Below are 23,704 nucleotides of genomic sequence, written 5' to 3' on the forward strand. Positions count from 1 at the left end.
TTTGTCTATGGCTGGAAAAGTTTTGTCTGTAGCAGGAAGCGGTTTATCTGTGGCAGGTGGCTGGCGTAAGCGAGGGCAGCTATGCCGTCAACTTACGCCAGCGATGGAGATAACCTATAGCAGCAGTTCACAGGTCGGCGGCAGACGGCAGCTGAGCGCGGCGGGCATTATTTCGATACGGAAAGTGGTGCCGCGTAGCGGTTCGCCGTCAAGGTTAAAAGTCATCTCGTTTGGCGAGATAATTTCCAGCCAGGGCAGCGATGCGCGAACGATGTTAGGGTTTTCATCATCGCTGCCGGTCAGCGAGTTAAACAGCGTTGGCAAAATCTCTTTGGACGTAACAATACTCAGTTCCAGCTTGCCATCGTTAATCAACGCGGCCGGACAAAGGCGCTGGCCGCCACCGGCCTGACGGCCGTTACCGATGCCGATCACCAACGCATCGCCTTGCCAGCTGAAATCCGGGCCGCGCAATTCACAGCTGTCCGCTTTTAACGTATCCATGCGCAGCAGGCCGTGAATCAGATAGGAGACGCCGCCAAGCGCCGACTTTAGCTTTTCCGGCGTTTCGGTGGTAATACGCGTGCCGAAGCCGCCCGTCGCCATGTTGATAAAATAGCGATTCTGATTGACGCGCGCCAGATCGACAGCGGTTGCTTTGCCGACAATCGCCAGCCGCAGCGCCTGCTCCATCTCGTCCGGAATACCGACGCTGGTGGCAAAATCGTTCGCCGTACCCAGCGGAATAATGCCCAGAACCGGACGCTGTGGCGCCTCAACTTCCGCCAGCGCGGTCGCGATTTCATTAATGGTGCCGTCACCGCCGCCAGCGACCACGGTTGTCGCCCGTAAGGCTACCGCTTCTTTTACAAAGCGTTCGCCGTCGCCCTGTTCCCAGGTCACGCGAACTTCAATCCGGAGATTTTCCTCGCGCAGCTTCAGGATAGCCTCGCGCAGGGCTTCATTGCCTGCGCCTTTACCGTTAAGAACAACCAGCGTGAGTGAATGTTGGTCCATCTTTTATTCCCGTAAAAATGGCCTGCGCCAAAAGTACCCCAGTTATAGCATATCCGGCTGCGGGTGGAAAAAAGGCTGAAGGATTTACGAGGCCGCTCGCACAGAGAGAGTTGAAGAGGGGAGAAGAGCCCGGTCCGGCACGGACTGAAAAGGCTTCAGGTCTTATGTGGAACGCGCAAATATCGTCCGCGCGGCTAACGCTTAAGCCTTAAAAGAAAGGCCCGCGCGCTCACACTTAAGCCTTAAAAGAAAGGCACGCGCTGCTCACATTTAAGTTTTAAAAGAAAGGCCCGCGCGGCGAACCGGCGGGCCAGGAGGTGGTTACACAAATTGCAGTTTAGATTTTTTCATTCGGCGCAGGCGCATCATAACTGCAAAATAGCAGCGGGAATGTGATGGCATTCTAAAAAGTAACTTCAGGAAACTTTAAACGTCATCAACTTTTTTACGCCTCGGGGAAATTGCGCATCAGCAGTGCAAACGCCAGCTCAATCTCTTGCGGTACCGGGATCCAGACGAAATGACCGTTGCCGGGCGCAACCTCGGCAGGCTGGAGCTTTGCATTTTCCATCTGCTCCAGCTGAAAATGAACATTGCCTGCGGGCGTCATCAGTTCCAGGCTGTCGCCAAGGCTGAATTTATTTTTAACTTCTACCAGCGCCATGTCACCACGGCGTTCGCCGGTAAATTCCCCTACAAACTGCTGGCGATCGGAGGCGGAAAAGCTGCGGTCGTAGGTCTGATAGCTGTCATGAGTATGGCGACGTAAAAAACCTTCGGTGTAGCCGCGATGCGCCAGACCTTCCAGCGTTTCCAGCAGCGAGGCATCAAAAGGTTTGCCCGCAGCGGCATCGTCAATTGCGCGGCGATAAACCTGGGCAGTACGCGCGCAGTAGTAGTGCGATTTAGTGCGGCCTTCAATTTTTAACGAATGCACGCCCATTTGCGCTAACTTTTCCACATGCGCGACGGCCCGCAGATCTTTGGAGTTCATGATGTAGGTGCCATGCTCATCCTCAAAGGCGGTCATATATTCGCCGGGACGCATCGCTTCTTCAATCATAAAGACTTTATCGGTCGGCTGACCTGCGCCCAGCGTCGGCTCAACGTTTTTGACCGGGATTGGCTGATACTGATGCACGATATTACCGATGTCATCTTCTTTGCCTTCCTGCACCTTATATTCCCAACGGCAGGCGTTGGTGCAGGTTCCCTGGTTTGGATCGCGCTTATTGATATAGCCGGAAAGTAAACAGCGGCCGGAATAGGCCATGCACAGCGCGCCGTGGACGAAAATTTCCAGCTCAATATCCGGCACCTGCTGGCGAATTTCCGCTATCTCTTCCAGCGACAGTTCGCGGGAAAGGATCACGCGGGAAAGCCCCATCTGCTGCCAGAACCTGACCGTCGCCCAGTTAACCGCGTTAGCCTGTACGGACAGATGGATCTCCATCTGTGGAAAGGCTTCGCGCACCATCATAATCAGGCCCGGATCGGACATAATCAGCGCGTCCGGCCCCATTTCTACCACGGGCGTCAGATCGCGGATAAAGGTTTTCAGCTTGGCGTTATGCGGCGCGATATTGACCACAACATAGAATTTTTTTCCCTGCGCGTGCGCCTCGTTAATGCCAATAGCCAGGTTTTCATGGTTGAACTCGTTGTTACGCACGCGAAGGCTATAGCGGGGCTGCCCGGCATAGACGGCATCCGCGCCATAAGCGAAGGCGTAACGCATGTTTTTCAGCGTCCCGGCAGGAGAAAGCAATTCTGGTTTGAACATGGTGGGGTCTCAATCTGACATAAGGCCACAAAGGTTGCGGCCTTACAAAATGTGCGGGGATTGTAAAAGCTGACGGCAGGAATGTAAATTGCGCTAGATCAAACGGCACACGTCCGCTTCCCAGCGATAGCCCATACCGTAGACCGCGCGGATAAAAGGCTGGTCGGCATCCAGCGCCTCCAGCTTGCGCCGCAGATTTTTGATATGGCTGTCGATGGTGCGATCGGTGACTACCCGGTAATCGTCATAAAGATGATTCAGCAGCATTTCGCGGGAGAAAACCTTGCCCGGCTCGTGCGCCAGCGTTTTTAACAGGCGGAATTCGGCGGGGGTCAGATCCAGCGTGGTGTTGTCCCAGCTGGCCTGAAAACGTTTTTCATCCACCACTAACAGCGACGCTTTTTGCGCCTCTTCTGGCGTACGTTTACAGCGTTTCAGGATGGTTTTTACGCGGGCAACCACTTCACGCGGGCTGAACGGCTTGCAAATATAGTCATCTGCGCCAATTTCCAGCCCCAGTAAGCGGTCAATCTCTTCGGTACGGGCCGTGACCATAATCACCGGCAGTTCGGAAAAACGGCGAATTTCCCGGCACAGCGTCAGGCCATCCACGCCCGGCAGCATTAAATCCAGCAGCATTAAGTCCGGCGGCGTTTGCTTTACCCATTCCAGCACCTCATCGCCACGCAGAAGGTGGTGAGTGCGGTAGTTGGCCGCCTGTAAATAATCGACCAGCAGCTGGCCGAGCTTGGGTTCATCTTCAACCACCAGAACGAGTGGGCTAAGCGGTTCCTGATTCATGGCACTCATCTTTGCAAGAAGGCGAATTACGCCCGGGTTAATCTTGCGGGTAAGTGTACCGTAATTCGCAGACCTCCGGCAGCAGAGTGCGTCGCCTTAATCGTGCCGTCGTGCGCCTGAACAATATTCTGGCAGATAGCCAGACCAAGGCCGGAGCCGCCGCTGGCGCGATTGCGTGAGCTTTCCGCCCGGTAAAAACGCTCAAAAATTTGTTCCTGCTGCGCATCCGTAATGCCGGGTTCACTGTCATCAAAATTGATAACGTGCTGGTCCTGCTGCGCCTGTAGCGTCACGGTCAGACCGCCGCCCGCATCGGTGTAGCGCAGGCTGTTCTCCATCAGGTTGGTGAAAAGCTGCATTAGCCTGTCAGGATCGCCAAACAGCGGCGCAGAGTCGGGCAGCTGAAGCCGCAGATAAAGATTGCGGCTCTGATATCGGCTTTTGAAATTGGCAGCCACCATTTCCAGCAGCTCCACCAGATCGATCTGGCTTTTGCGATAGGCCAGCGCGCCTTCGTCAGAAAGAGAGAGCTGATGCACGTCGTCAACCAGCTTGGTTAAGGTCGCTACCTCTCCCTGTAATGAGGTGATGGATTCCGGCGTCAGCTTGCGCACGCCGTCCTGAATGGCCTCCAGCTCACCGCGCAGAATAGCCAGCGGCGTGCGCAGCTCGTGAGAAATATCGGCCATAAACGCGCGGCGCATGCTTTCATTTTTTTCCAGCGTGCTGGCCAGCCGGTTAAAATCCTGTCCCAGACGGCCAAGTTCGTCACGGCTGTCAGCCTGCACGCGCGTGGCAAAATCACCCGCGGCCAGATGATGCGTGCCTTCCACCAGTCTTTTTACCGGTGCCAGCAGCCCGCGCGACATTAGCCAGGTGACCGCCGCTGCCAGCAGCATCGTCAGGCCGACGATAATCCAGCTGGTGCGTTTTTGCTGCTGGTCAAAGTGAATATCCGCGCTGCGCGTTAGCCTTTCCGGCGGCGAGCCGATAACCCAGCCGACGATATGACCATTGCTGGTGGTGATATTGCGGCGGCTGCCTTCCGGCGGAACCGGCGCGCGCGGTCCTATCATGACGTGATATTGCTGGTCGATGATCCAGAACTGGGTGCGCCAGCCGTGCGGCGGCAAAGTGCTGTTGGCGTCCGGATTCTGCTCCAGCGAGTGCAGGATCTGAAAAACCAGCTTGTTATTTTTACGCAAAAAATCCCAGTTGCCGTGCTGCTCATACTGATCCGCCAGCGCATCGCTCAGCAGGCCAAGCCGCTGTTCGTTGCCTTTTTTGATGTAGTCGATAAAGCCATGCTCAAAGCTGAGCCGCACGCCCCAGTGCATGGTGATCAGCACCAGCATGCAGGTGGAAAAAATAGCGATGAAAAGTTTGGCGGTGATGCCGATACGTAATCTGGCGAACATTTAAGACTTTCTCCGGCGGCTCAGCACCACATTTTTGCTGACGTCGGGCGGCACATGCCGAAACACCAGCGCGGGCAGGATAATCACGATCGCCATACAGACGTAGGTATAAATAAAGGCCTGGTGCACCAGCTGGCTGTCGGGCTGCGACTGCTGACCAAAGGTGCCGAGCAGCAGGCCAGCCAGGGTAACGCCGATACTCATCGACAACTGCATAATCATCGACAGCAGGCTGTTGCCGCTGCTGGCCAGCTCGTCCGGCAGCTCTTTTAGCGTCAGCGTATTCATCGCGGAAAAGCGGATAGCGTTGACCATGCCCTGTAAAAACAGCACCACCGGCAGCAGCCAGTTCCAGCCCAGCAGCGCAACAGCCGGGAACAGCAGCACGACCAGTGCCAGGCCGACCGTGGCGCTGACCAGCACGTTACGATAGCCAAAGCGATTAACGATTTGTACCACGATGCGCTTCATGCCCATATTGCCCAGCACCATCGGGATCATCATCAGCCCCGCATGGAAAGGCGTATAGCCCATGCCAACCTGCAGGAAGATTGGCGTCATAAAGGGCAGCATGCCGCTGCCGATACGACCGGTAAGGCTACCCAACAGCCCGATAGAATAGACGCGGTTATCAAACAGCTTCAGGCTGAACAGTGCCTTGTCGTTGGCGCGCGCGTACAACAGATAAAACATCAGCGAAAACACCCCGGCGAGGATAAACAGACCGAGCATCAGCGGCGGGATCCCGCTGCCGCGCGAACCGTCCAGCGCCAGCGTCAGCGTTGCCATGCCCACCGCCAGCAGCAGGAAGCCGCGAAAGTCGAAAGGACGGCTCGGTAGCCGCAGATTAGGCATCAGCTTTAAGGTCGCGACCGCGCCCGCCAGGCCCACCGGGATATTCAGCAAAAAGATCCAGTGCCAGCTGGCATACTGCACCAGTACGCCACCCAGCGCTGGCCCCAGCAGCGGTCCAACCTGACCAGGCAGCGTCACAAAGGTCATGGCGGCCATATACTGCTCGCGCGGCACCAGCTTCATTACCGTCAGCCTGCCGACCGGCACCATCATCGCGCCGCCAATACCCTGTAGCACTCGTGCAGCCACCAGCTGATCGAGTGTGGAGGAAAGCGCGCAGAACAGCGATCCCAGGCTAAACAGCACGATAGCGCTGAAAAAGATCGTGCGTACGCCAAAACGATCGGCCAGCCAGCCGCTGAGCGGCAGCATGACCGCGACGGTCAGCACATAGGAGACCACCACTGAATGCATGTGCAGCGGACTCTGATGCAGGCTGTGCGCCATCGCGGGCAGGGCAGTGTTAACGATGGTGGTATCCAGCGACTGCATAAAAAAACCAAAGGCTACAATCCACAATGCCCAGCGCACGCTTTTGGGTAGCGTATTCATCGGCAGGCCGCTCCTCTATTTAGCTTCAACAGCCTGTGCCGCTGATTTTTTGCGGCGCAGCTTATCCATATAAAGATAAACCACCGGCGTAGTATACAGCGTCAGCAGCTGGCTCATTACCAGGCCGCCGACGATGGTAATGCCTAACGGCTGGCGCAGCTCCGCGCCGTCGCCCGTGGTCAGCACCAGCGGCAGCGCGCCAAGCAGCGCCGCCAGCGTGGTCATCATAATGGGACGAAAGCGCAGCAGGCTGGCCTGAAAGATCGCCTCGCGGGCGCTGAGATTGCCGTTGCGCTGCGCATCCAGCGCAAAATCGACCATCATAATGGCGTTTTTCTTGACGATGCCGATCAGCAGCAAAATGCCAATCAGCGCAATCAGGCTGAACGGCGCACCAAACAGCTCCAGCGCCAGCAGCGCCCCCACGCCCGCCGAGGGCAGGGTAGAGAGGATAGTCAGCGGATGCACATAGCTCTCGTACAAAATCCCCAGCACAATATAAACCGTGGCGATAGCGGCAAGGATCAGCCACAGCTGATTACTTTGCGTCTGCTGAAAGATTTGCGCCGTACCGGCAAAGCTGCCGCGCACGCTCGACGGTACGCCCAGCGAGGTCATACTCCGCTCGATGGCGTCTGAAGCCTGGGAAAGCGATACGCCTTCCGGCAGGTTGAATGAGATAGTCGATGCGGCCGACAGTCCCTGGTGGTTAACCGACAGCGGCGCGTTGGCTGGCTGCCATTTGGCAAAAGCGGAAAGCGGAATCGCCTTGCCGTCGCTGTTAATCACATACATTAAATCCAGTGAGCTGACGTCCTGGGTATAGCGCGGATCGACTTCCATCACCACTTTGTACTGATTCAGCGGTTGATAAATAGTAGAGATCTGGCGCTGGCCAAAGGCGTTGTTCAGCAGATTATTGGCGTCCGAAACGCTGAGTCCCAGCTGTGCCATCCGCGTCCGATCGTAAACCAGCGCCATTTCGGCACCCTTATCCTGCTGATCGGAATTCACATCCGCCAGCTGCGGCAGTGCGGAGAACGCCTGGCGAATTTTTGGCTCCCAGCTGCGTAAATCGTCAAGATCGTCCGACAGCAGCGTATACTGATAGCCCGCGTTGGCTTCACGGCCACCAGCCCGTAAATCCTGCACCGCCATCAGAAACAGGTTGGCGCCCGGCTCTTTCGCCAGCTTGCCGCGCAGTCGGGCAATCACCGCCTGGGCACTGTCGCTGCGCTCGCTAAGCGGCTTCAGCGAAATAAACATCGACCCGCTGTTGGTGCGTGAACCGCCGGTAAAGCCCACCACGCTTTCCACTGCCGGATCGTCGCGAACGATTTTCATAAAGTCTTCCAGCTTACCGCGCATCGACTGGAACGAGATGCTCTGGTCGGCCTGGATAAAGCCCATTAACCGTCCGGTGTCCTGCTCCGGCATAAAGGTTTTTGGCACCACCACGTACAGGTACATGGTCAGGCCGACGGTGGCGAGAAACAGCAGCAGCGTCCAGCGCGAGTGGTTCAAAACGCAGTTCAGCGAACGGCCATAGCCTTGCTGGATAGCTGTCAGCAGACGGCCGAAACCGCGCAGGCGCGGCTGCTCGCGTCTGGCATGCGCTTTCAGCAGGCGACCGCACATCATCGGCGTCAGCGTTACCGAAATCAGCAGCGAAATGAGAATAGAAACGGAGAGCGTTACGGCAAATTCGCGGAAAAAGCGGCCAATCAGCCCGCCGAGCATCAGCAGCGGCAGAAACACCGCCACCAGCGACAGGCTCATCGACAGCACGGTAAAGCCAACTTCGCGCGTGCCCTGTAGCGCCGCCTGAATCGGCTTCATACCCGCTTCTACGTGGCGGGAAATATTCTCCAGCACCACGATAGCGTCGTCCACCACAAAGCCGGTCGCCACGGTCAGCGCCATCAGCGACAGGTTATTCAGGCTGAAGCCGCACAGATACATGGCGGCGAACGTGCCGATCAATGAAACCGGCACCGCAACGGCGGGGATCAGCGTGGCGCGTCCCGAACGCAGGAAAACGAACACCACTAAAATCACCAGCACGACGGAAATAATCAGCGACTGCTCCACTTCAGCCAGCGAAGCGCGGATGGTGGGGGAGCGATCCTGAGCGACGTCAAGCTGGATAGAGGCCGGGATACTGTCGCGCAGCTCCGGCACCGCCGCACGGATCCTGTCAACGGTCTCGATAATATTGGCTTCCGGCAGTTTGCGGATCATCACCAGAATAGCCGGTTTGGCATTGGCCATGCCCGCGTTGCGCACGTCCTGTACCGAATCCGTTACTTTGGCTACGTCCTGCAACCGTACCGCCGCGCCGTTGCTGTAATGCACAATCAGCGGCTGGTACTCGGCTGCCGTTTTCATTTCATCGTTGGTTTTTATCTGCCAGCGCTGCTGATTATCTTCTATCGCGCCCTGCGGCCTGCGCTGGTTAGCGTTGCTGATAGCGGTGCGCACCGCATCCAGCGACACGCCCTGATTAAACAGCGCCTGAGGATTCAGGGCCACGCGCACGGCAGGCAGCGAACTGCCGCCAATCGACACGTCGCCCACGCCGTCAATTTGCGCCAGCTTTTGCGCCAGTTGAGTAGAGGCGTAATCGTAAAGCTCGCCCTGCGACCAGGCGTCCGAGGTCAACGTCAGGATCATGATCGGCGCGTCGGAAGGGTTGATTTTGCGCCAGCTGGGGCGGCTCGGCATGCCGGTCGGCAGCAGGCTTTGCGCCGCGTTGATCGCGCCCTGTACGTCACGTGCCGCGCCGTTGATGTCGCGGTCGAAATCAAACACGAGAATAATTCGCGTACTGCCTAACGAACTGGTCGAGGTCATTTCGCTAACGCCCGCAATACGGCCCAGTGAACGTTCCAGCGGCGTGGCGACGGAGGAGGCCATGGTTTCTGGCGACGCGCCGGGCAGCGAGGCGGACACCAGAATCACCGGGAAATCCACCTGCGGCAGCGGCGCTACCGGCAGCAGGCGAAAGCTCAGGATGCCCGCCAGCGCGATGGCAATCGTCAGCAGAATAGTGGCGACCGGCCGATGAATAAACAGCGCGAAAAATTTCACCGCGCCTCCTTCAGCTTCAGGCGACGGCGGGCAGCCTGCGCCAGCCGATCGAACAGCAGATAAATCACCGGCGTGGTAAACAGCGTAAGCACCTGGCTAACAATCAGACCGCCAACCATCGCCACGCCCAGCGGTCGCCGCAGCTCCGCGCCCACGCCCGTACTTAACATCAGCGGCAATGCGCCCAGCAATGCCGCCAGCGTGGTCATCAGAATAGGGCGGAAGCGCAGCAGGCAGGCCTGATAAATAGCCTCATACGGCGGCATGCCTTGCTCCCGCTCCGCTGCCAGTGCAAAGTCGATCATCATGATGGCGTTTTTCTTCACGATGCCGATCAGCAGAATAATGCCGATAATCGCAATAACATCCAGTTCGTTGCCGCTGAGCAGCAGCGCCAGTAGCGCGCCCACGCCCGCCGTGGGTAACGTAGAGAGAATGGTAATGGGATGAATAAAGCTTTCATACAGCACGCCCAGCACGATATACATCGCCACGATAGCGGCCACAATCAGCCAGACGGTGCTGGAAAGCGCGGCCTGAAACGCCAGCGTGCTGCCCTGAAATTTGGTCATGATTTCCGTCGGCATCGCCATATCCCTTTCGGCCCGGGTAATGGCATTGACCGCCTGCTCCAGTGAATAACCTTCGCTGACGTTAAACGAAAAGGTAGTGGACGGAAACTGGTCAAGATGGTTAATGCTTAGCGCACCGTGGCGCTGTTCTACGCTGGCAATAGCGCTCAGCGGCACGCTGCCGCCATCGCTGCTTTTCAGCCTGATCGTCTCCAGCGCGGCCAGGCCTGGCGTGGCGGAAACGTCATTTTCCAGCACCACGCGATACTGGCTGGCCTGGGTGTAAATGGTGGAGATCAGCCGCTGGCCAAAGGCGTTATAGAGCGCGTTGTCCACGTCGGCCATGCTGATCCCCAGACGGCTGGCGTTATCGCGATCCACTTTGATATAGGCTTCCAGGCCCCGATCCTGCCAGTCGCTGCTGACATCCTGCAGCTGCGGCAGATTTTTCAGCGCGGCGGTCAGCTTCGGCACCCACAGGCTTAACGAATCCAGCGAGCCGGTTTGCAGCGTAAACTGGTACTGCGTGCGGCTGAGCTGGGTATCGATGGTTAAGTCCTGCACCGGTTGCAAATAGAGGCTAATGCCCGGCAAATCCGCGACGGCCTGCTGTAAACGTTCAATAACCACCGGAATGCGATCGGCGCGCTCGTTCAGCGGCTTGAGGTTGATTTGCAACCGTCCGCTGTTCAGCGCCGGGTTGGTGCCGTCGATGCCCACGAACGAGGTCAGGCTCTGCACCGCCGGATCTTTCATAATGATTGAGGCAACCTGCTGCTGCCGCTGCGCCATATTGGTCCAGGAAACCGACTGCGGCGCCTGCACCGTCCCCTGAATAATGCCGTTATCCTGCAGAGGGAAAAAACCTTTGGGGATCAATACCCACAGCATGATGGTAATCACCAGCGTGCCCAGCGCCACGCCCAGCGTCAGCAGCTGGTGATCCAGTACCTTTTTCAGAAAGCGGCCATAGGCAGCAATCACGCGGTTAAACATCGCCTCGCTGGCGCGTGAAAAGCGGTTCTGTTTGCGTAGCGATTCGACGCTGAGCATGCGCGCGCACATCATTGGCGTCAGCGTCAGCGAAACCACGGCGGAAATCAGGATAGATATCGCCAGCGTCACGGCAAATTCGCGGAACAGCCTGCCAACGATATCGCCCATAAACAGCAGCGGGATCAGCACGGCAATCAGCGAGAAGGTCAGGGAAATAATCGTAAAGCCGATTTCGCCCGCGCCTTTCAGCGCCGCCGCCAGCGGCTTTTCGCCTTTTTCGATATAGCGCGAGATGTTTTCAATAACAACTATGGCGTCATCGACCACAAAGCCAGTGGCGATGGTTAGCGCCATCAGCGTCAGGTTGTTGATGGAGAAGCCAAGGAAATAGATAACGGCAAAGGTGCCCACCAGCGACAACGGCACCGCAACGGCCGGAATAATCGTCGCCGGAACGTTGCGCAGGAACAAATAGATAATCATCACGACCAGCGCTATCGCCAGCACCAGCTCAAACTGCACGTCATGCACCGAAGCACGAATATTGGTGGTGCGGTCAGTTAAAACCTTTACCTCTACCGATTTAGGTAGCGAAGCCGTCAGCGCAGGCAGCATCTGGCGAATGCTGTCTGCGGTAGTAATAATGTTAGCGCCCGGCTGCCGCTGAACGTTCAGTACGATAGCCTGCTGGCGATTGGCCCAGGCACCGAGCCAGCTGTTTTCCGCGCCTTGCTCTACCGTGGCAACGTCGCGCAGACGCACCGGTGCGCCGTTCTGCCAGCTGATAATCAGCTGTCGATAATCTTCCGCCGACTTCATTTGATCGTTGGCGGAGAGGGTGATAGAGCGTTCCGGGCCGTCCAGGCTACCCTTGGCCGAGTTAACGTTGGCGCTGCTGATGGCGGTACGCACCGTTTCGCTGGTCAGTCCCAGTGCGGCAAGCGCCTGAGCATTAAGCCTGACGCGCACGGCGGGCCGCTGACCGCCCGCGAGCGTCACCAGACCGACGCCGGAAACCTGGGAAATTTTCTGCGCCACGCGCGTTTCCACCATATCCTGCACCTGGGTCATCGGCATACTGGTGGTAGTGACGGCCAGCGTCATAATCGGCGGATCGGCCGGGTTAACCTTGCTGTAAACCGGCGGGTTCGGCAGATCTGAAGGCAGCAGGTTAGTGGCGGCGTTGATCGCGGCCTGTACTTCCTGCTCTGCCACGTCCAGCGGCAGCGTTAGCTGAAACTGCAGCGTGACCACCGACGCACCGCCGGAGCTTTGCGAAGCCATCTGCTTTAAGCCCGACATCTGGCCAAACTGGCGCTCCAGCGGCGCGGTAACGGCCGAGGTCATCACGTCCGGACTGGCACCGGGATAGAGCGTCACCACCTGAATGGTCGGATAATCGACTTCCGGCAGCGCGGAGACGGGCAGCGCGCGATAGCCAAGAATACCGGCCAGCAGAATAGCAATCATCAGCAGCGTCGTGGCTACCGGGCGAAGGATAAACTGGCGGGAAGGGCCGCCGTTGGAACCAGAAGGCGTATCCTGCATTACTGGCGAGCTCCTTTCGCGGGCAGCGTAGCTTTATCCGCAAGCGGCGTTGCCTGTGGCGCGACGACTTCAACCGTTGCGCCTTCCGTCAGGCGGTCGATACCGTCGGTCACTACCTTTTCGCCCGCATCAAGACCGGCGTTAATAACGGCCTTTTCGCTGTCCTGTACGCCGACGGTTACGGTTTTTTTACTGACCTTGCTGTCGCTGTTTACGACCCAAACAAAGTGGCCCTCATTGCCCATTTGCAGCGCGGCCACCGGAATAACAATGGCATCCTGCAGCGTATTAACCTGTAGCCGCGCGTTGACAAACTGATTAGGGAAGAGCCTGTCATCGCTGTTAGCGAACTGCGCTTTAACTTTGATCGTGCCGGTCGTGGTATCGATTTGGTTGTCCATACTCAGCAGCGTGCCGGTGGACAACAAATTTTTATTACTGCGGTCCCAGGCTTCCACCGGCACCGGCTGGCCGGATTTTTGCGCGTTCAGCAGCGTTTCAATCTCGTTTTCCGGCAGGCTGAACACCAGTTCAATCGGATGCGTTTGCGTGATCACCACGATACCGTTGGTATCGCCACTGTTGACGTAGTTACCAATATCTACCTGACGCAGCCCGACGCGGCCAGAAATGGGCGAAGTAATCCGGCTATAGGTTAAATTTAACTGCGCGCTGGCGACGCTTCCTTCATCAGCCTTGATGGTGCCCAGGGTTTCGCTGACCAGCGCGCGTTGCGTATCCAGCTCCTGCCCGGAGACCAGGTTGGTTTTCACCAGCTTCTCCAGGCGTGCCAGATCGCGACGGGCGTTGGCAAGCGTGGCCTGGTCTTTTGCCAGCTGGCCCTGGGCCTGGGTCAGCGCAACCTGGTAAGGACGCGGATCGATCTCCGCCAGCAGCTGTCCCGCTTCGACCTGCTGGCCTTCTGTAAAGTGAATGGCGACCAGATCGCCTTCAACGCGGCTGCGCAGCGTAACGGTATTGGCCGCGGTAACGGTGCCCAGACCGGTCAGGTACTGCGGCACGCTCTGGCGGACGGCGGCAGCGGCCTGCACGGGTGCCAGCGCGCCACCCGTTCCGTGGCGTCCACCGCCGGAACCACGCTGATGCCCCGCTTTTTCGGGGGCTTTTTGCGGCGTATGTCCATGCCACCAGTAAAGTCCGCCGGCAATCACTGCAACCAGTATAAGAAGGATTATTTTAAAACGGCGCCGGGTATTCATCCTGTTATCAGCTCTCCAGAAGGCAAAAGTTAGCGTCAGTGTGGCATCACGTTAAAAACGGACAGTACGGATGCAGAACGCTCAAGCTTGTTATTTTAACGGGTTTATTGCACGGAAAAATGAAGGAATTAAGAATAACGATTCAACGAATGTCAGTATTGTTAGTTGTTGCAATTCCTTTACCTTAAATCAACAAAACGGCAGCCCGGTTATTTGCTACGCTAAACTGCATCTGATAAACCCTTTCAATACAGGAGTATAAAAATGAGTTTACAACATCGCACGCTGGGCCGCTCTGGTCTGCAGGTTCCCGTCCTGACGTTTGGCGGCAACGTTTTCGGCTGGACCATCGATCAGCCCACCTCTTTTTCTCTGCTGGACGCGCTGGTGGAAAAGGGGCTCTATTTTATCGATACCGCCGACTGCTACTCGCGCTGGGCGCCGGGCAATCAGGGCGGCGAATCAGAAACGATTATCGGTAACTGGCTGAAAAAAAGCGGCAAGCGCGACAAGATTGTGCTGGCGACCAAGGTCGGCATGGATATGGGCGAAGGGAAAACCGGTCTGGCACCTGCCTATATTCGCCAGTCGGTAGAGGATTCGCTAAAGCGTCTGCAAACTGACTATATCGACCTGTACCAGGCGCACCGCGACGACAGCGACACGCCATTGCAGGAAACGTTGGCGACTTTCGACGCGCTGATTAAAGAGGGTAAAGTGCGCGCGATTGGCGCTTCCAACTATAGCGCAGACCGCCTGGCGGAAGCACTGAAAATCAGTGAAGAACAGGGACTTTCCCGCTATGAGACGCTGCAGCCGGAATATAACCTTTATGACCGCCAGGATTATGAAAGCGGACTGGAAAAGGTGGCGCAGCAAAATGGGCTGGGCGTGATTAACTACTATTCTCTGGCCAGCGGTTTTTTAAGCGGCAAATACCGTAGCAAAGCGGACGCCAGCAAAAGCAAACGCGGCGAAGGCGTAGTGGAAAAATACCTTAACGATCGCGGCCTGCGCATTCTGGCAGCGCTGGATAGCGTGGCCGAAGCGCATCACGCCACGCCAACGCAGGTTGCGCTGGCATGGCAGATTGCTCGCCCGAGCATTACGGCACCCATCGTCAGCGTGACCTCGCTGACTCAGCTGGAAGAGTTAAGCAAGGCCGCAGCGCTTAAGCTTAGCGATGAGGCGGTAAACAAACTGACCGAAGCGAGCAGCTACTGATTAACGAAACATCACCTGCGCCCAGCGAGCCAGGCCAGCGGTAACGGAACCAAAATCGTCGCCGCTGGTTAGCCGGATATCCGGTAGCAGCTGGGTCAGCGCCTGCCGCAGTACCGGCGAGCGGGCGCTGCCTCCCGTCAGATAGATGACATCCGGCCGGGTGCCGCTCTCATCCAGCGCCAGCTTTACCTGCTCCTGAATGCGTTCCAGCGGCTGGGCAATCGCGGCCTTCAGCTGTGCAGTGCTGATTTCCGTCGCCAGCGCGGACTCAATAAAATCCAGCTCCGCCCTCGCCAGCGCCTGTTCAGACAGCGCAATTTTGCTCTCTTCCGCCGCACGGACCAGACGATAGCCCAGGCGCTGCTGCCATACCTTTAACAGCCGCTGCACTTTTTCCGGCTCCTGCGCGTCGCGGATTAAATCCTGTAGCTGCTTACGGCTGGCAGTTGCGTAAAAATCACTTTGCGCCGGGACATCGTTGATCGCAACGGCATTCCACCACGGCAGCGCGGGCAGGGCGATGCCTTTTTGCGTCATGCCGCCGCTGCCCAGCAGCGGCATCAGCTCTTTAAACGTCAGCATGATATCCAGATCGTTACCGCCGACGCGGCAGCCGCTGTGGCCCAGCAGGCTCTCCTGACGTTCCGCTTTATCGTGCCACTGTGGGCCCATCAGTAGCATGGAGCAGTCGGTGGTACCGCCGCCGATATCGACGATCAGCACTCGCGTTTCTTCTTTCAGCGTGGCTTCAAACTCCAGGCCAGCGGCAACAGGCTCGAACTGAAACTCGACCTCTTTAAAACCGGCCCGGCTTGCGGCGCGAGCCAGAATGCCCTGCGCCTGGCGGTTGGCTTCTTCGCCGCCCAGCCCCTGGAAGTTAACCGGACGGCCAATCACCGCCTGGCTGATGCTGTCATTGAGCTGCGCTTCAGCCTGCTGGCGAATATGCAGCATCATGGCGCAGACCAGATCTTCAAAAAAGGCGACCTGCTGCGGCTTCAGGCCGTTGGCGCCCAGAAAGGATTTAGGGGATTTTACAAACCAGGTATCTTCAGGCTCGGCCATATACTGTGCCAGCGAAGCCAGACCAAACTGCACGCTTGCGGGCGTAACCTCAATATCTTCTTCGCGGTTAAAAGCGAGGGCGCGACGTAAAATTGCCTGGTTTTCCGCTTCCGGCGTTGGCACCTGGTGATGGCGAAACAGCCATTCGCTGACCGTATCGCGCGTTGGCGCGCAGAGCATAGAGGGCAGCAGGCTGGAACCCTTCTCCAGCGGCAGCAGGGTCGGCACACCCTCTTTCATGATGGCTACCGAGCAGTTTGCCGTACCGTAATCAAAGCCGATAAACATTTATCCCCTCCACGAGCATAAAAAAAGGGGGCGACTTTAGCCCAGGGCCGACGGGAGAGCAAGCGCCAGATGAGGGACAAACTCAATGTGCAGGAAACCATGAGAGAAGAGTAAAGCGTCTGAGCCGTACATAGCGCGCTTAAAGATTCATTTTAAACCTCAGCGCTGCGAGCTTGAAGATCCATTCTAATTTTCAGCGCTGCAAGCTTGAAGATCCATTTTCAGCCTCAGCGCTGCGCGCTTAAAGATTCATTCTAAGCCTCAGCGCTGCAAGCTTGAAGATTCATTCTAAGCCTCAGCGCTGCGCGCTTAAAGATTCATTCTAAGCCCCAGCGCTGCGCGCTTAAAAACCCTTCTGGCGCTTATCGTTTAGCGGCAGGGCCTGGCCCTTTTCCGGCACCGGAACCGTCTCCAGCAGCCTGGCTTCATATACGGAGACCTGTCCACGGCCGTTGTGCTTGGCGTTGTAACAGGCCAGATCTGCCTGCGCCATCACGTCGCTGTCGTGACAGTTATCTTTATTCAGCAAAGTCAGGCCGGCACTAGCCCCAATCCGGTGCAGCTGGCCGTCCCACACGAAAGCGTAGTGGTTGACGGCCTCCACCAGGCGAGTCGCCAGCTCGTGCGCTTCGCGTAGCGCACAGTCCGGCAACAGCACGCCAAACTCGTCGCCGCCCAGGCGGGCAAGCACGTCATTACCGCGCAGATGTTGCTTCATCTGATTGGATATTTCCCGCAGCAGCGCGTCGCCCGCAGCGTGACCAGCGCTATCGTTGACCGCCTTGAAGCGATCCAGATCGATAAAAATCAGGCTGTGCTGACGCTGCTGCTGCCTGGCCGACTGCAACAGCTGCTTGAGGCGCTGTTCAAAACTCACCCGGTTGGGCAGGCGCGTCAGCATATCGTGCGAAGCGCCGTAGCTCAGCCGCCGCATCATTTCCCGGGAGGCGCTGACGTCCTGAATAACCACCACGCTGCCAATGTTTTCGCCTTCCTGGGTCTTCAGCGGCGTAATGCTGTAGTGAATATCAAAACGGTCGCCGCTGCGGTTATGCAGCACCAGCTCCTGTTCCAGGTCGGGAACGGATTTACTGAGCGGCAGTTCGCACAGCAGTAGATTTTCCATCGGCGGGCCGTCGTTGCCTCGCGTGATGCGCAATATGGTGCTGACGGGCTGTCCTTCCGCTTCTTCCTGCGTCCAGCCGCTCATCATTTCCGCCACCGGATTCATAAAAATGATGCGCATCTCCTGGTCGGTGCTGATCACCGCTTCGCCAATGGCGTCCAGCGTGATGTGCATCCGCTCTTTTTCCTGATAAAGCGCATCGGTCAGCTGACGCATCGCGGTCACGTCCTGGTTGATACCCAGCATCCTTTCTGCTTTGCCGCCGTCGTCAAAAACCAGCGTTGAATGACTGTGAATAAAGCGAATGCCTTTTTCCGTGACGATACGAAATACCAAATCCACCGGCCTGGATTGTTTAATTCCTTCGTCGAAAGCGTCAATGGCCATTTGCCTGTCTGCGGGAAGCAGGCTGTTGACCCAGGTAAGGTAGGTCGCCTGGCCTTCTTCTTGCAGACCGTAGATCTCAAACATGCGTTTGTCCCAGCTCATTTTGCCGGTTTTCAGGCTCAGGTCCCAGACGCCGATACCGCCTGCTTCGGTAGCCAGCGTAATACGCTGCATCAGACGGCGGTTGACCTTTTCGGTCTGCTTGAGGTCGGTGATATCTTCAATTTGGGAAATAAAGTAGAGCGGCCGCCAGTCCGTGTCGCGTACCAGCGAAACGGCCAGCAACACCCAGACAACCTGGCCATCTTTGCGCAGATAGCGCTTTTCATGGCTGTAGGTATCGATTTCGCCTTCCAGTAAGGCGTTCAGTTTCCCTTCGTCGGAAGCCAGATCTTCAGGATGCGTCAGCTGCTGGAAAGTCATATTAGTCAGCTCTTCCTGCCGATAGCCCAGCAGGCGGCACAGCGATTTATTAACCTGTAGCCAGCGGCCTTCCGGTGCGACCAGCGCCATGCCGATAACGGAGTACTCCATGGCGTGACGAAAACGGGCTTCGCTTTGCGAGATGAGCTTTTTCTCTTCGCGAAACGAGTGCATCACCAGCGTCATCATATGACCAGGCACAATCGCCAGCAGCAGCGGCAGCCAGGGCACGTTATTGACCACCGAAACGTTATCCGCATAGTGCAGCAGCTGATTCAGCGCCAGCAGCATGGTCATCATCATCAGCGTGGCGAGAAAGATAATAAAGGCAGAAAAACGCGGCAGCCGCACGGCGCTGTAGAACAGCACCACCATCACAAAGGTAAAAGACCAGGGAAGATAGCGTAAGGCGCAGTAGTTCAGCGCCAGCGTAATAATGAGCGTTAACAGCGTTTCGAATAGCGCGTTCTGGTTCAGCGACCGGCGTATTTCTTCGGGGTGCCACAGCAGGGCAACCGGCCCCAGCGCCAGCATGCCAATCGTTTCGGATATCGCCCAGGTGGTAAAAAAGTGTAGGCTGGCCTGGCCAGAAAAGCTCTGTACCCAGCAGGCCAGCAGCGCACCGGCCAGCGGGGTAAAAATGCAGACGGCGACCACCATCTTGCTCCAGCTAAGCAGCGAATCCAGCGGGGTCTTTTTATTCAGCAGAATACGCAGTAGCGCACCGCCCAGCAGCGCCTGCAGCAAATTAATCAGCGGAAACATCCACACGATGGCAGAGCGATCCGCCAGCAGGAAATTGGCCGCAAAGATGCCGATAATACAGCTACCCAGCAGGACGGGTAGCGTATGGATGGGCTGGCGGAAGACAATCATGGTCATCAACGCGGTGGAAAGCCACAGTGACGAAATCTGTACGCTGACCTTAATCAGTTCCAGGCAGAACAGCGTCAGAACAAAGGAAAGCAAGCCAAAAGCCGCGCCTTTGAGCCAGGGAAAAGAAAAGCGGCCAGCAGAGAGAAAAGTATCAGTCGTCATAAATATCCAGCGAGGCAACAGAAGTCGGCCAGCCCGTACCAGGTAACTTAAGGCATGCTAACACAATCATTTTTGATTGCCTGCGCTAATTCAAAAGATCGCTCTGTTCGGTCGATTGAATTGTTTACGATTGTTAAGCGCGCCGGTTACTGCCGCAGCTTCAGTAAGTCTGCGCGTGTCCAGGGATGATCAATACCGGCTATCTGCACCGACAGACGCTGTAAAAACCACTGGGTAGTGGCGAGGCGACCATGGCTCAGCAGCAGAAGCGGCAGCAAGAGCGCAATACAGAGCTGCACGGCGGAAAAACCCTGCAGCCGCGCATGTCGCTGGCTGACCAGAAAAGCGCTGCTCAGCGTAAAGCCCAGCACCAGGCCAGCCACCACTTCGCTAACCGAATGATAATCCAGCACCAGGCGGGAAACGCCCACCATTACCGGGATGGCATAACCGACGGCAACGGCCAGCGCGCGGCCGGAGGGGGACAAACGACCGCTAAGCAGCCACAGCATTACCGGCCATAGCGTGGCGGACATAGCGGTATGGCCGCTAAAGCCGGTAAAATTCAGCCAGGCGCTGCCGATGCCAAAGCCCATAAACGCCACTTTCGACAGGCTGACGATAGCGCCAGCAGAGCAAAAGGCCAGCGCCCAGTAGAGAGGAGCACGCCGGTCGCTGTTTTTCCAGCCAATCAGTCCAGCCATAACGATAGCCGTTGGGATAAGCAGCATGCTATCGCCAAAATAGGTTAAAATATGCACGGTACGCCAGAACACGCTGTTTCCTTATTATTGTAAATTGAACCGACAGGCCGGCGAAGAATGATATGCCGTGTTGCGTCGTCAGGCCAGCCGCAAATGATGACGAATGCCGCCACAGGCGTCCGGGCCGGTAGATGAAACTGGTCATTAGTTTAACGGCAGAGCGAACAGAGGCATAACGGGAAAGTCTTAAAAGCTTTTCGCTGGCATCAACATCCCGAAATCCTTATAATTACGCGCGAAAACATCCTCTCCATCGTCTCAGACACAAATCAGGTCTTTAATTTTATGACTGACAAGTCGCATCAGTGCGTCATCGTAGGTATCGCCGGCGCATCTGCCTCGGGAAAAAGTCTTATTGCCAGTACGCTCTATCGTGAAGTGCGCGATCGGGTTGGTGATGAAAATATTGGTGTTATCCCTGAGGATGCTTATTACAAAGACCAAAGCCATCTGACTATGGATGAGCGGGTAAAAACGAATTACGATCATCCCAGCGCGATGGATCATAACCTGCTGCTGCAGCATCTACAGATGCTGAAGGCCGGCCAGGCTATCGATTTGCCGGTTTACAGCTATGTTGAGCATACGCGTACCGCGCAGACCATCCAGCTGAAACCCAAAAAGGTGATTATTCTGGAAGGCATACTGCTGCTGACGGACGCCCGCCTGCGCAGCGAAATGAATTTCTCCATTTTCGTCGATACGCCGCTGGATATCTGCCTGATGCGCCGCATGAAACGTGACGTCAACGAGCGTGGCCGCTCAATGGACTCCGTGATGGCCCAGTATCAGAAAACGGTTCGCCCGATGTTCCTGCAGTTTATTGAGCCTTCCAAACAGTATGCCGATATCATCGTGCCGCGCGGCGGCAAAAACCGCATCGCGATTGATATCCTGAAGGCAAAAATCAATCAGTTCTTCGAATAGACCTGTTTTGCTTCGCTGACCGGAGTCCTGCGCAGGAAGCGGCCGGTCAGCGTTATCCCGCACCTTTACAGCAGTGGAGTACTTCATGCGATTATGCGACCGCGATATCGAAGCCTGGCTTGACAGTGGCCAGCTCGACATTTCCCCGCGTCCGCCGGTAGAACGGATTAACGGCGCTACCGTTGACGTTCGGTTGGGCAACCAGTTCAGAACTTTCCGCGGCCACACCGCGGCCTACATCGATCTTAGCGGCCCGAAAGACGAAGTCAGCGCGGCGCTTGACCGGGTAATGAGCGATGAAATCGTGCTGCCGGAAGGCGAAGCTTTCTTTCTGCACCCTGGCGAACTGGCGCTGGCCGTGACGCTTGAGTCGGTCACTATTCCCGATAACCTGGTCGGCTGGCTGGATGGCCGCTCGTCGCTGGCTCGCCTTGGCCTGATGGTTCACGTGACCGCGCACCGTATCGATCCGGGCTGGCAGGGACGTATCGTGCTGGAGTTCTATAATTCTGGTAAGCTGCCGCTGGCGCTGCGGCCAGGCATGCTGATTGGCGCGCTAAGCTTTGAACCGCTTTCCGCACCGGCGGCCCGTCCTTATAACCGCCGCCAGGATGCTAAATATAAAGGTCAGCAGGGCGCGGATGCCAGCCGCATCGATAAAGATCAGGACAGCGCGTAAAGGCGGCAGGGAAAGGTGCTGAGTCACGCCACCTTTTGCGCTGCGGCTAGTGGATGACGTCGTAAGAAGTGCAAGCAATAAGGGGAAGGCATGAAGAGATTTATCACCACGCTGGCCATTTTGCTGGTGGTCGTTGTGGCCGGAATGACGGCGCTGGTTTTGCTGGTCAATCCGAATGATTTTCGCGCCTATATGGCTGAGCAGGTCGAGCAGCGCAGCGGCTATCACCTGGCGATGAACGGCGACCTGCGCTGGCACGTCTGGCCGCAGCTCAGCATTCTTTCCGGCCAGATGACGCTGACCGCGCCCGGTGCGGCACAGCCTTTCGTCAGCGCCAGCAATATGCGGCTCGACGTTAAGCTACTTCCTCTGCTTTCCCACCAGCTGGCGGTCAAACAGGTCCTGCTGAAAGACGCCGTTGTTCGCCTGACGCCTGACAGCGAAAGCGCGCGTCCCGCTAACGCGCCAAAAGGCCCGGCCAATTCGGCACCGCCGTCGCCGCTTTCCCAGCGCTGGACGTTTGATATTGATAATTTGCAGATAGCGGACGGCCTGCTGGTCTGGCAGCAGGACAGCGGCGAACAGCTCAACGTGCGCGATCTAAACCTTCAGCTGTCGCAGAAACAGCGTCAAGCCCATATCGAGCTAAGCAGCCGTATCAGCCGCGATCAGCGCGAACTGCAAATAAACCTGAACGCCGATGCGGATCTTAGCCGCTATCCACAACATCTTTCCGCGCTGGTTAATCAGCTGGATTACCAGCTGAGCGGCGTCGATCTGCCGCGTGAAGGCGTTAAAGGGCAGGCGAAGCTGGCGGCCGACTGGAGTGATAATAACGCTTTCAGCCTGAAAGATATTGCGCTGAGCCTGAACGACAGCCAGATAAGCGGCAGCGCCAGCGGAACGCTGGCCGGCCGTCCACAGATTAACCTGGACCTGCACGCGCCGCTGCTGAATATGGATTCGCTGTTAGGGCTGGAGGTCGGCGGCAACAACGGGCAAGGCATTCAGGCCCAGCGTTCTGGCCCGGGGCCGGTTATCGCTCAGGTAGAAGCCGATAACGCCAGTTCGCCCTTTAATCAGTTCAACGGCAAGCTGGCGATAGCGGTGGACAAGATGCGCTGGCGGGGCATGGCCTTTGACCAGGTGGCGTTTCAGGCTACCAATGATAACGGCCTGCTTACTCTCTCTACGCTAAGCGGTAAGGCCGGTAACGGGCATTTTTCTCTGCCCGGCAGCGTGGATTTCCGTCAGGCACAAACGCGGATAACCCTTAACCCCTCGCTGCAAAATATTGCCGTCGCACCGCTGCTGCAGGCATTTGAGATGCCAGCTTCGCTGAGCGGTGACGTGACGCTGAACGGCAGTTTTAGCGGTACTGGCCTGACCGTTCCCGCTTTTAAACGAGCATGGCAGGGGAGTGCGGAGTTAAGCCTGAATAACGCGCTGATATCGGGGCTGAACTTCCAGCGCATGATCCAGCGAGCGGTAGAGCGCAGCAGCAACCGCGTTCATGCTGCCTCGTCCCCGGATAACGATTTCCAGCAGATAACGGGGAAAATGATGCTGCAAAACGGGCTGCTCGCCTTTGTCGATATGCAGGGACGCGCTTCCATGCTGAACTACAGCGGCAAAGGAACGGTGGATCTGGCGAAGCAGCAGGCGGATATGAATTTTGGCATCACCGTGACCGAGGGCTGGCAGGGTGACAGCGAGCTGGTGAGCCGTTTACAGCAAACCGCCGTGCCTTTACGCATTTATGGCCCGTGGAACGGACTGAACTATTCGCTGCAAATCGATCAGGTGCTGCGCCAGCAGCTGCAGGATGAGGCGAAAAAACGACTTAAAGAGTGGTCGGAAAAAAATCCGCAAAATGGCAAAAACAGCTCGGTGCAGAAGCTTATTAAGGATCTGTAGAGCGTTAACGAAAG

At 56.9% G+C, this 23,704-nt stretch carries 15 protein-coding genes; 4 read left to right on the plus strand and 11 right to left on the minus strand.

The annotated features are described in order from the left end of the window. Positions 1-114: 114 nt before the first annotated feature. The 8 genes from yegS to ACMGGR_RS06500 all read right to left on the minus strand — a co-directional run bounded on the left by yegS (position 115) and on the right by ACMGGR_RS06500 (position 13,852). Entirely contained in the window at positions 115-1,017 is a 903-nt protein-coding gene (gene yegS / locus ACMGGR_RS06465) for a lipid kinase YegS (RefSeq protein WP_414148436.1), read from the minus strand. A 445-nt stretch (positions 1,018-1,462) separates the two neighbouring features. Next, entirely contained in the window at positions 1,463-2,800 is a 1,338-nt protein-coding gene (gene yegQ, locus ACMGGR_RS06470; protein WP_414148437.1) for a tRNA 5-hydroxyuridine modification protein YegQ, read from the minus strand. 93 nt (positions 2,801-2,893) lie between these two features. Then, positions 2,894-3,601, minus strand: a complete 708-nt coding sequence (baeR, locus tag ACMGGR_RS06475) for a two-component system response regulator BaeR (protein ID WP_246757842.1) — start codon at positions 3,599-3,601, stop codon at positions 2,894-2,896. Between the two features lie 26 nt (positions 3,602-3,627). After that, a complete protein-coding gene (baeS, locus tag ACMGGR_RS06480; protein WP_414148438.1) occupies positions 3,628-5,019 on the minus strand; it encodes a two-component system sensor histidine kinase BaeS in 1,392 nt (463 codons plus the stop codon). Continuing rightward, positions 5,020-6,426 carry a multidrug transporter subunit MdtD gene (mdtD, locus tag ACMGGR_RS06485; RefSeq protein WP_414148439.1) on the minus strand — a complete coding sequence of 469 codons (1,407 nt, stop codon included), beginning with the start codon at positions 6,424-6,426 and terminating at the stop codon, positions 5,020-5,022. Positions 6,427-6,441: 15 nt separating this feature from the next. Continuing rightward, on the minus strand, positions 6,442-9,516 hold the full coding sequence (gene mdtC, locus ACMGGR_RS06490) for a multidrug efflux RND transporter permease subunit MdtC (RefSeq protein ID WP_414148440.1): 3,075 nt from the start codon (positions 9,514-9,516) through the stop codon (positions 6,442-6,444). Then, complete coding sequence (locus tag ACMGGR_RS06495; RefSeq protein ID WP_414148441.1) at positions 9,513-12,632, minus strand: MdtB/MuxB family multidrug efflux RND transporter permease subunit; 3,120 nt, start codon at positions 12,630-12,632, stop codon at positions 9,513-9,515. Before ACMGGR_RS06495 ends, mdtC begins: the two co-directional genes overlap by 4 nt. Then, entirely contained in the window at positions 12,632-13,852 is a 1,221-nt protein-coding gene (locus tag ACMGGR_RS06500; protein WP_414148442.1) for an MdtA/MuxA family multidrug efflux RND transporter periplasmic adaptor subunit, read from the minus strand. The genes ACMGGR_RS06495 and ACMGGR_RS06500 overlap by 1 nt, the downstream gene beginning before the upstream one ends. Positions 13,853-14,116: 264 nt before the next feature. Here ACMGGR_RS06500 and ACMGGR_RS06505 point away from each other — a divergent pair, with 264 nt between their 5' ends. After that, entirely contained in the window at positions 14,117-15,076 is a 960-nt protein-coding gene (locus ACMGGR_RS06505; protein WP_414148443.1) for an aldo/keto reductase, read from the plus strand. On the opposite strand, the gene yegD is transcribed toward ACMGGR_RS06505, so the two are convergent. The 3 genes from yegD to ACMGGR_RS06520 form a co-directional block, all read right to left on the minus strand. Further along, a complete protein-coding gene (yegD, locus tag ACMGGR_RS06510) occupies positions 15,077-16,429 on the minus strand; it encodes a molecular chaperone (protein ID WP_414148444.1) in 1,353 nt (450 codons plus the stop codon). 343 nt (positions 16,430-16,772) lie between these two features. Next, on the minus strand, positions 16,773-19,403 hold the full coding sequence (locus ACMGGR_RS06515; RefSeq protein ID WP_414148445.1) for a diguanylate cyclase: 2,631 nt from the start codon (positions 19,401-19,403) through the stop codon (positions 16,773-16,775). Positions 19,404-19,549: 146 nt separating this feature from the next. Further along, positions 19,550-20,179 carry a phosphatase PAP2 family protein gene (locus ACMGGR_RS06520; protein WP_246757833.1) on the minus strand — a complete coding sequence of 210 codons (630 nt, stop codon included), beginning with the start codon at positions 20,177-20,179 and terminating at the stop codon, positions 19,550-19,552. A 273-nt stretch (positions 20,180-20,452) separates the two neighbouring features. Between ACMGGR_RS06520 and udk the strand changes: the two genes are divergently transcribed. The 3 genes from udk (at position 20,453) to asmA (ending at position 23,690) form a co-directional block, all read left to right on the plus strand. After that, entirely contained in the window at positions 20,453-21,094 is a 642-nt protein-coding gene (gene udk / locus ACMGGR_RS06525; protein WP_246757832.1) for a uridine kinase, read from the plus strand. 85 nt (positions 21,095-21,179) lie between these two features. After that, positions 21,180-21,773: a dCTP deaminase gene (gene dcd, locus ACMGGR_RS06530; protein ID WP_246757831.1), complete on the plus strand. Its 594-nt coding sequence runs from the start codon at positions 21,180-21,182 to the stop codon at positions 21,771-21,773. Between the two features lie 90 nt (positions 21,774-21,863). Beyond that, positions 21,864-23,690, plus strand: a complete 1,827-nt coding sequence (gene asmA, locus ACMGGR_RS06535; protein ID WP_414148446.1) for an outer membrane assembly protein AsmA — start codon at positions 21,864-21,866, stop codon at positions 23,688-23,690. The last annotated feature ends 14 nt before the right edge of the window (positions 23,691-23,704 follow it).

This window comes from Erwinia sp. BNK-24-b, from assembly GCF_047456155.1.
GTDB lineage: Bacteria > Pseudomonadota > Gammaproteobacteria > Enterobacterales > Enterobacteriaceae > Erwinia > Erwinia phyllosphaerae.

Coding starts and splice junctions, on each gene's coding strand:
- udk (WP_246757832.1), top strand. CDS start 20,453: ATGACTGACAAGTCGCATCAGTGCGTCATCGTAGGTATCGCCGGCGCA.
- ACMGGR_RS06515 (WP_414148445.1), bottom strand. CDS start 19,403: ATGACGACTGATACTTTTCTCTCTGCTGGCCGCTTTTCTTTTCCCTGG.
- baeR (WP_246757842.1), bottom strand. CDS start 3,601: ATGAATCAGGAACCGCTTAGCCCACTCGTTCTGGTGGTTGAAGATGAA.
- yegQ (WP_414148437.1), bottom strand. CDS start 2,800: ATGTTCAAACCAGAATTGCTTTCTCCTGCCGGGACGCTGAAAAACATG.
- mdtD (WP_414148439.1), bottom strand. CDS start 6,426: ATGAATACGCTACCCAAAAGCGTGCGCTGGGCATTGTGGATTGTAGCC.
- baeS (WP_414148438.1), bottom strand. CDS start 5,019: ATGTTCGCCAGATTACGTATCGGCATCACCGCCAAACTTTTCATCGCT.
- yegD (WP_414148444.1), bottom strand. CDS start 16,429: ATGTTTATCGGCTTTGATTACGGTACGGCAAACTGCTCGGTAGCCATC.
- ACMGGR_RS06495 (WP_414148441.1), bottom strand. CDS start 12,632: ATGCAGGATACGCCTTCTGGTTCCAACGGCGGCCCTTCCCGCCAGTTT.
- ACMGGR_RS06500 (WP_414148442.1), bottom strand. CDS start 13,852: ATGAATACCCGGCGCCGTTTTAAAATAATCCTTCTTATACTGGTTGCA.
- ACMGGR_RS06505 (WP_414148443.1), top strand. CDS start 14,117: ATGAGTTTACAACATCGCACGCTGGGCCGCTCTGGTCTGCAGGTTCCC.
- asmA (WP_414148446.1), top strand. CDS start 21,864: ATGAAGAGATTTATCACCACGCTGGCCATTTTGCTGGTGGTCGTTGTG.
- yegS (WP_414148436.1), bottom strand. CDS start 1,017: ATGGACCAACATTCACTCACGCTGGTTGTTCTTAACGGTAAAGGCGCA.
- dcd (WP_246757831.1), top strand. CDS start 21,180: ATGCGATTATGCGACCGCGATATCGAAGCCTGGCTTGACAGTGGCCAG.